At 72.1% G+C, this 7,779-nt stretch carries 6 protein-coding genes and 1 pseudogene; all 7 read right to left on the reverse strand.

Going from position 1 to position 7,779, the window contains the following annotated elements; translation table 11 throughout:
• Positions 1 to 452: pseudogene (locus CQZ88_RS31330) on the reverse strand (class II glutamine amidotransferase); the annotation flags it as partial.
• 116 nt (positions 453 to 568) lie between these two features.
• On the reverse strand, positions 569 to 955 hold the full coding sequence (locus CQZ88_RS18725; RefSeq protein ID WP_006930223.1) for a sterol carrier family protein: 387 nt from the start codon (positions 953 to 955) through the stop codon (positions 569 to 571).
• An 11-nt stretch (positions 956 to 966) separates the two neighbouring features.
• A complete protein-coding gene (locus CQZ88_RS18730) occupies positions 967 to 1,653 on the reverse strand; it encodes a CPBP family intramembrane glutamic endopeptidase (RefSeq protein ID WP_043801589.1) in 687 nt (228 codons plus the stop codon).
• Positions 1,650 to 3,425 carry an alpha/beta-hydrolase family protein gene (locus CQZ88_RS18735; RefSeq protein ID WP_006930227.1) on the reverse strand — a complete coding sequence of 592 codons (1,776 nt, stop codon included), beginning with the start codon at positions 3,423 to 3,425 and terminating at the stop codon, positions 1,650 to 1,652. Before CQZ88_RS18735 ends, CQZ88_RS18730 begins: the two co-directional genes overlap by 4 nt.
• A 3-nt stretch (positions 3,426 to 3,428) precedes the next feature.
• Positions 3,429 to 5,711 (reverse strand): phosphoribosylformylglycinamidine synthase subunit PurL, encoded by a 2,283-nt coding sequence (gene purL, locus CQZ88_RS18740; RefSeq protein ID WP_050034640.1) that lies wholly within the window; start codon positions 5,709 to 5,711, stop codon positions 3,429 to 3,431.
• Positions 5,712 to 5,776: 65 nt separating this feature from the next.
• The gene (locus CQZ88_RS18745; RefSeq protein ID WP_029541454.1) at positions 5,777 to 6,388 is read right to left on the reverse strand and encodes a Uma2 family endonuclease; all 612 of its coding nucleotides are present in this window, start codon (positions 6,386 to 6,388) and stop codon (positions 5,777 to 5,779) included.
• Between the two features lie 69 nt (positions 6,389 to 6,457).
• A complete protein-coding gene (locus CQZ88_RS18750) occupies positions 6,458 to 7,756 on the reverse strand; it encodes a M18 family aminopeptidase (protein WP_006930236.1) in 1,299 nt (432 codons plus the stop codon).
• Between the last annotated feature and the right edge of the window lie 23 nt (positions 7,757 to 7,779).

Here is a 7,779-nt window from a genome sequence, read left to right on the forward strand (position 1 = left end):
CGGTCCTCGCCGAGGCCCAGCTCGCGGGCGCGCTGGGCGAGTTCGGCGGTGTTGACCAGGTTGCCGTTGTGGCCGAGCGCGACGCCGGTGCCGGCCGCGGTGGTGCGGAAGATCGGCTGGGCGTTCTCCCAGGTGGTCGACCCGGTGGTCGAGTAGCGGCAGTGCCCGATCGCGATGTGACCGGACATGGCGGCGAGCGTCTGCTCGTCGAAGACCTGGCTCACCAGCCCGAGATCCTTGAAGACGAGAACCTGCGAGCCGTCGGCGACGGCGATGCCGGCCGCCTCCTGGCCGCGGTGCTGCAGCGCATAGAGGCCGTAGTACGTGAGCTTGGACACATCCTCGCCCGGAGCCCACACTCCGAAGACTCCGCACTCCTCGCGAGGTTCGTTCTCAGGTTCCTCGGCTGCGAGGAGATTACGTGTGTGGACCGACAGATCGGCACTGGTCACCGGGGTGCTCCCTGGGGGCTGGACAGAAGAGAGGCAACACCATTCTACGGGTCGCGCGACGGTGCCCCGCCCCGACGGGCCGCCGGGGCCCCATCCGGCGTCCCGTAGCCCCCCACTCACAACCGCAGCAGCGGCATCCAGTGCGCGATTTCCCCCGCCCGGCTGCCGGACGCGTCCAGCGACCCCTCGGCGGCCGCGTCGGCGAAGCCGACGAGACCGGTGGCCAGCCGCAGCCACGTCCGCGGGTCGGTCTCGACCACGTTGGGCGGGGTGCCCCGGGTGTGGCGAGGGCCCTCGATGCACTGCACCGCCACGAACGGCGGCACCCGGACCTCGACGCTGGATCCGGGCGCCACCTGTTCGAGGGCACGGGCGCTCAGGCGCACGGCCGTCGCGAGGTCGGTGCGGGCGGGCGCGTCGTCGGTCTCCGCCCGCAGCCACGGACCGACCCGGAGCAGGGCGGCGCGGAGTTCGGCGGGGTCGACGGGTCTGCGCGGTGCCACGGCGAGCCAGCCTAACGCCGCCGCGGCGCGGCGGCGTCCTCCTCGGGCGGCAGGCCGGCCAGGCGGACGGCCACGGCGCCGCCGGCGTTGAGGGCCAGGTGCAGCAGCGCCGGCGCGAGGACGCTGCCGCTGCGCCGGCGCAGCCCGTCGAAGACCACCGCCGAGAGTCCGGTGACCAGCACGGTTCCGAGCACGTGGTGACCGGCGTCCCTCGCGGGCCGCACGTGCCACAGCCCGAAGGCCGCCGCGTGCAGGCCGGACCCCGCCCCGCCCGGACCGAGCAGCGCCGCGAGCACGCTGCGGAACAGGAGTTCCTCGGCGGCGACGGTGCCGAAGGGAATGTGCAGGCCCACCCATTCGTAGAAGTCCTCACGTTCGGCGCGGGCCTCGTCGACGAGCCGGGCACGCAGCGACGGGACGGCCAGCATCACCCCGTAGGCGGCGAGCGGGACGGTCGCGGCGGCCGCACCCCAGCGGGCGCCGGACACCAGGTGCACCGGGTCCAGTCCCAGCGTCGCCCGTTCCAGGCCCGAGGCCCGCGCCGCACCCACCGCCGCGGCGCCGACCGCTGCGGACAGCACGGCCCGCCCCCGCGGCCCGAGGCGCGTGGCCGGCAGCACCGCACCCCAGCCGACGACCGCCGCGGCGACGACCGGACCGAGCCACGGCCGGCGGCGAGCCCGTCCCGGCCGGCTCACTTCTCCGGTCCCTGCAGGTCGTCGATGACGCTCAGCGCGAACCGCACCCGCTCGGTGTCGGTCTCCGCCCAGCCTTCGGGCCGGGCGATCGCGAGCCACCCGTCGAGCACCGTGGTGCCGTAGTTGTGGCCGTGACCGTCGGGTACCCCCGCGGCGTTGGTCAGATCCGCCGAGACCTGCCAGAACGTCACGAACGGGAACCACCGCATCTGCGGCAGCCGATCGGGTCCGGGCGGTTCGGACAGCCAGTCCGGCCGGCTGAAGATCAGGTCCGGGGACCACCACACCACCGGATCGGAGGCGTGCTGCAGGTACAGGATCCGGGGGAACAACCATTGAGTGTCGGGTTCGCCGATCGACGCGCGGTTGTCGGCGAAGCGCACCACCAGACCGTCCGCGTACACCGGCTCGACCTCGGTGGTGCCCGGGTCGCGCCGGGTGACGAGCTGACGCCACAGGCGGTTCGAGTTGGGCGGACCGACCCACAGGACACCGTCGACGGTGTCGCGGATCTCGGCGAGCGTGTCGAAAGCGCCCTCCCCCGACTGGGTTCCGAGGCTCTCCCCGTACAGGTACAGCTTCGGGCGATGCTCGGCGGCCTGGGCGAGCCACCGGTTGTGCACCCGGTCGATCAGCATGTCGCCGGCGGCGGCGGCCTTCTCGCGGTCGGCGAGGAACGAGATCCAGCTCGGCATGTACGAGTACTGCCACGCGACGAGGGCGACGTCGCCGTTGTGGACCAGTTCCATCATCATCGCCGCGGTCGGATTGACCCATCCGGTGCCGGTGGTCGGGATGACGACGAGCACCTCGCGGTCGAACGCGTCGGTGCGTTCGAGCTCGTCGATCACCAGGTCGGCACGCGCCTCGGGGGTGTCGGCGGTCTCGAGCCCGGCGTAGACCCGGATCGGTTCCCTCGCCGGGGCGCCGTTGATCGCGGTCAGCTCCGCGGCGCTCAGTCCCCGGCCGACGAAGTCGCGGCCCTGGTAACCGAGCGTGTCCCACGCCGCGAACGACTCCGGGCTCCCGGACTTCTCGGGCACGAGCGGCTGGGTGATCCCGGGGCGGGTCTCGCTGTTCTGGAGACCGAACACCACGTTGAGTCCCGCGTACGCACCCCGGGCCAGCACACCGTCGATCAGCATGAAGACCACCAGCACCACCAGCAGCGCACCGAGCGAGCGAGCCGCACCCGGCGGCATGCGCAGGCGCCGCACGAGTTGCCACGCGACGATTCCCGCGAGTTCGCGCAGCCCCCGCCAGGTCGCGATCAGGGTGATCGCGACGGCGGCGGCAAGCACCAGGGTCCGCAGATACCCGCTGGTGGTGGTGCCCTCGGCATTCATCAGCGCGGCGAGCTGACGCTGCTGCCGCGAGGCGAACACCAGGGCCACCAGCGACGCGAGCACGGCCGCGACGGGGACCGCGACCTTGATCGCCCGCAGCACGGGCAGCGGCGGCGGCCACCACAGTCGGTTCGCCAGCAGCAGCCGGTACCCGGCCCAGCCGACGGCACACCCCACGCCGTAGCCGATGGCGACGTTGATGCCGCCGATGATGCCCTGGAACAACCAGTCGCGGGGCAGCAGCGACGGGGTCAGCGACCAGCAGAAGAACAGGGCCGCGAAGGCGATGCCGGTGAAATCCAGGCTCAGCAGTCCCCACGCCTGGGCGGTGTGGGGATGACGGTCACCGAATTCGGTGACCGCGTCGATGATCCGGCCCTGCCGGGCCTCGATCAACGCCAGCCGATCGACCTGGGATCCGACCATCGCTCACCCGAACAATGCCGGCAGTGTGCCCTCGTAGACCTCTCGCAGTTCGGCCATCGAGACCGAGAACCGGCCCTGCACCTCGACGGAGTCGGAGCCCTCGTCGACGACCCCGATCCGCACCCACGGCATGTTGCGCGCCGTGCACATGCCGGTGAAGCGGGTCTCCTCGGTGCGCGGCACCGCCACCAGCACCCGGCCGGCGGACTCGGAGAACAGGGTCACGAACGGATCCGCGTCCTCCGGCAGCAGGATCCGGCAGCCGGTCTCGCCGGCCAACGCGGCCTCCACGACCGCCTGCGCGAGGCCGCCCTCGGACAGGTCGTGGGCGGCGGAGATCAGGCCGTCGCGCGAACCGGCGGTGAGGATCTCGGCGAGCAGCCGCTCCCGCTCGAGGTCGACCTTCGGCGGCACGCCGCCGAGGTGGTCGTGCTCGACCTGCGCCCAGATCGAGCCGTCGAACTCGTCGCGGGTCTCCCCCAGCAGGATCAGGGTCTCGCCCGGCTCGAGGCCGAGGCCGGTGGGGATGCGCCGGTGCACGTCGTCGATCACGCCGAGCACGGCGACGACCGGGGTCGGCAGGATCGGGGTGGCCCCGGTCTGGTTGTAGAAGCTGACGTTGCCGCCGGTGACGGGGATGCCGAGCTGCGCGCATCCGTCGGCGAGACCGCGCACGGCCTGCTGGAACTGCCACATCACGCCCGGATCCTCGGGCGAGCCGAAGTTGAGGCAGTTGGACACGGCCTTGGGGGTGGCACCGGTGACGGCGACGTTGCGGTAGGCCTCCGCGAGGGCGAGCTGCGCGCCGGCGTACGGGTCCAGCTGGGTGTAGCGGCCCGACGCGTCGGTGGCCAGCGCGATGCCGCGGCCGGTCTTCTCGTCCACGCGGACCACGCCCGCGTCGGCGTTCTCGGCGAGCACCGTGTTGCCGCGGACGTAACGGTCGTACTGCTCGGTGATCCACCTGCGGCTGCACAGCTGCGGCGAGCCGATCATCTTCAGCAGGGTCGCCTTCAGCTCCTCGGGAGTCTGCGGGCGCTGCAGTCCGGCGGTGGTGTCCGCGACGAGCGCGTCCTGGGACTCCGGGCGCTGCACCGGACGGTGGTACACCGGGCCCTCGTGCGCGACGGTGCGCGGCGGCACGTCGACGACGGTCTCACCGTGCCAGGTGATGACGAGCCGGTCGCCGTCGGTGACCTCGCCGATCACGGTGGCGAGCACGTCCCACTTCTTGCACACGGCCATGAAGGCGTCGACGTTCTCCGGGGTCACGACGGCGCACATGCGCTCCTGGGACTCGCTCGAGAGCACCTCGGCGGGCGTCATTCCCTTCGCGCGCATCGGGACCCGCTCCAGTGCGACGTGCATGCCGCCGTCACCGGCGGCGGCCAGCTCGGAGGTCGCGCAGGCGAGGCCGGCGCCACCGAGGTCCTGGATGCCGACGACGAGCTTCTCGCGGTAGAGGTCGAGGCAGCACTCGATGAGCACCTTCTCGGTGAACGGGTCCCCCACCTGCACGGCCGGCAGCTTCTTCCGGCCGGAAGAAGATTCGTCGCCCTCGAAGGTCTCCGACGCCAGGACGGACACGCCGCCGATGCCGTCCAGACCGGTGCGCGCACCGAACAGGATGACCTTGTTGCCTGTGCCCGACGCGAACGCCAGGTGCAGGTCCTCCTTGCGCATCGCGCCGGCGCACAGCGCGTTGACGAGCGGGTTGCCGGCGTAGGAGGCGTCGAAGACGGTCTCGCCGCCGACGTTGGGCAGGCCGAGGGAGTTGCCGTAGCCGCCGATACCGCGGACCACGCCGTCGACGACGCGACGGGTGTCGGGCGCGTCGGCGGCGCCGAAGCGCAGCTGGTCCATGACCGCGATCGGGCGGGCGCCCATCGCCATGATGTCGCGGACGATGCCGCCGACACCGGTCGCGGCGCCCTGGTACGGCTCGACGTAGGACGGATGGTTGTGGGATTCGACCTTGAAGGTGACCGCCCAGCCGTCGCCGATGTCGACGACGCCGGCGTTCTCACCGATACCCGCGAGCATCGACGCCCGCATCTCGTCGGTGGTGGTCTCCCCGAAGTACCGCAGGTGCACCTTGGAGGACTTGTAGGAGCAGTGCTCGGACCACATCACCGAGTACATGGCCAGCTCGGCGTCCGTGGGACGACGGCCCAGGATCTCGCGGATGCGGGCGTACTCGTCGTCCTTCAGCCCCAGCTCGCGGGAGGGCTGGGCGACATCGGGGGTTTCGGCGGCGTGGGTGACGGTATCCACCTGCGGTGACACTGGGCGTCGGGTCCCTTCACTCTGGGATCGAAACGGCAGGCCGGGCGCGCGCTGCCGCGGCCAGTCTATCCGGGTGCACGCCCGGCGCCGTCCACCGGTGCGACGCCCCGCGGCGGCCGCACCGCCGTCAACGCGTCGAGATCCACGCTCACCCGGTGACCCGCGGCCGGAAGCAGCACCTTGCCCGTGTACTCCCCCTCGTAGCGGTACCACCCGTCGTCGAGCACGAACACCCCCAGCGTCGCGGGTTCGACGAGGTCGATCATCCAGTAGGCGGGGATGCGCGCCTCGGCGTACTCGGAGAACTTCGTGACGCGATCGGTGCGGACGCTGCCCTCGGCCATGACCTCCACCACCAACCGCACGTCGGCGGCCGTCGCGCGGTCGGGGTCGGCGTCGACCAGCGCCCGGTCGACGACGATGCCGTCCGGGCAGCGCACCGTCAGCGGGGACTCGGTGAGCAGCACCTCCACGTCGCCGAGCACGGCCAGTTCCTTCGGCAGCTGATCGGCGAGCTGAGCGACGAGCCCGAACGCGACGTGCTGGTGCAGGTATCCGGGCCGCGGCGACGCCGACAGCACCCCTTCGCAGACCTCGACGTGGAACTGCTCGTATTCGGGCAGTTCCGTCCATTCGGCGAGCGTGAGCAGATGGTCGGGGAACGACGGGCCGGTCACAGGATCACCACCGTTCGCGGTCGGGCGAATTGTCCCCTCAGTCTGGCACCGGATGCCGGGCCGTGCCGGTCAGTTCGCCGGAGTGAGAAACGCCCCGAGAGCGCGGGCGTACGCGGTGACGTCCTTCGCTCCCATGAGCTCGCGCGCCGAGTGCATCGCGAGCTGCGGAGCCCCGACGTCGACGGTCGTCAGCCCGGTCCGGGAGGCGGTGATGGGGCCGATCGTCGAGCCGCACGGCAGGTCGGCGCGATGCACGTAGCGCTGCAGCGGCACCCCGGCCTGATCGCAGGCGAGCGCGAACGCGGCGGCGCCGGCGGCGTCTGTGGCATAGCGCAGGTTCTGGTTGACCTTGAGCACGGGGCCGCCGTTCACCGCGATGCGGTGGGCGGGCTCGTGGCGGTCCGGGTAGTTCGGGTGGGTGGCGTGAGCCATGTCGCCGGAGGCCACCACCGAGCCGGCCATGGTCCGCAGAAAGTCCTCGCGGCTCCCGCCGCGGGCCAGCACGACCCGTTCGAGCACGGTGTTCAGCAGGTCGGAGAACGCGCCGCGGTCGGACATGCTGCCGACCTCCTCGTGGTCGAACAGGGCGAGCAGCGGCACCGGGCCGCCGTGCTCGGCGACGTGGCCGACGGCGGCGAGCAGCGCCGCGGTCCCGGCGTAGCAGGTGCCCTGGTTGTCCAGCCGTGGCGCGCTGACGAGGTCCGCGTCCGCCCCGACCAGGGTGGACGGGGCCAGGTCGTGGGTCATCAGCTCCCAGCCCAGGATCGCGTCGGCCTCGACCTCGACCGCCTCGGCGAGGAAGGCGAGGAAGGACCGCGGCGCGGTGCCCACCCCCCACACGGCGTTGACGTGGCGCTGCGGATCCAGTTGCACGCCCTTGCGGTCCTCCGAGAGGTGGATGGCGAGCTGGGGGACACGCAGGATCGGCCGGTCGACGCGCACGAGCACGTCCTCGGCACCGTTGCCGGCCCGTACCGTGAGCCGGCCGGAGACGCCGAGATCGCGGTCCAGCCACGAGTTCAGCCATGCTCCCCCGTACGGTTCGAGACCGACCAGTTGCCAGCCTGCCGAGGCGAGGTCGGGGTGCTGCTTGACCCGCAGGTTGGGGCTGTCGGTGTGGCCGCCGACGATCCGGAACGGGCGGGCGGGGTCGCCGTCGGCGCCTTCGGTGCTCCACGCGATCAACGAGCCGCCCCGCAGCAGGTAGTAGCGGCCGGGCTCGCTCGGCCACACCTGGGCCTCGGTGAGCTGCGTGAAGCCGGCGTCGGTGAGGGTGGCCGCGACGGTCGCGCACACGTGGAACGGCGACGGCGACAGATCGACGAAGTTGCACAGGCCCTGTGCGTCGGCGGGCGTGGTCGTAGGCATGGCTGCATCCTCGCACCGCACCC

This window comes from Rhodococcus sp. ENV425 (assembly GCF_002887785.1).
Lineage (GTDB): Bacteria > Actinomycetota > Actinomycetes > Mycobacteriales > Mycobacteriaceae > Rhodococcus > Rhodococcus aetherivorans.

Excerpts from the sequence above, each read along its gene's own strand:
- CQZ88_RS18735 (WP_006930227.1), bottom strand. The coding sequence starts at position 3,425 with ATGGTCGGATCCCAGGTCGATCGGCTGGCGTTGATCGAGGCCCGGCAG.
- CQZ88_RS18750 (WP_006930236.1), bottom strand. The coding sequence starts at position 7,756 with ATGCCTACGACCACGCCCGCCGACGCACAGGGCCTGTGCAACTTCGTC.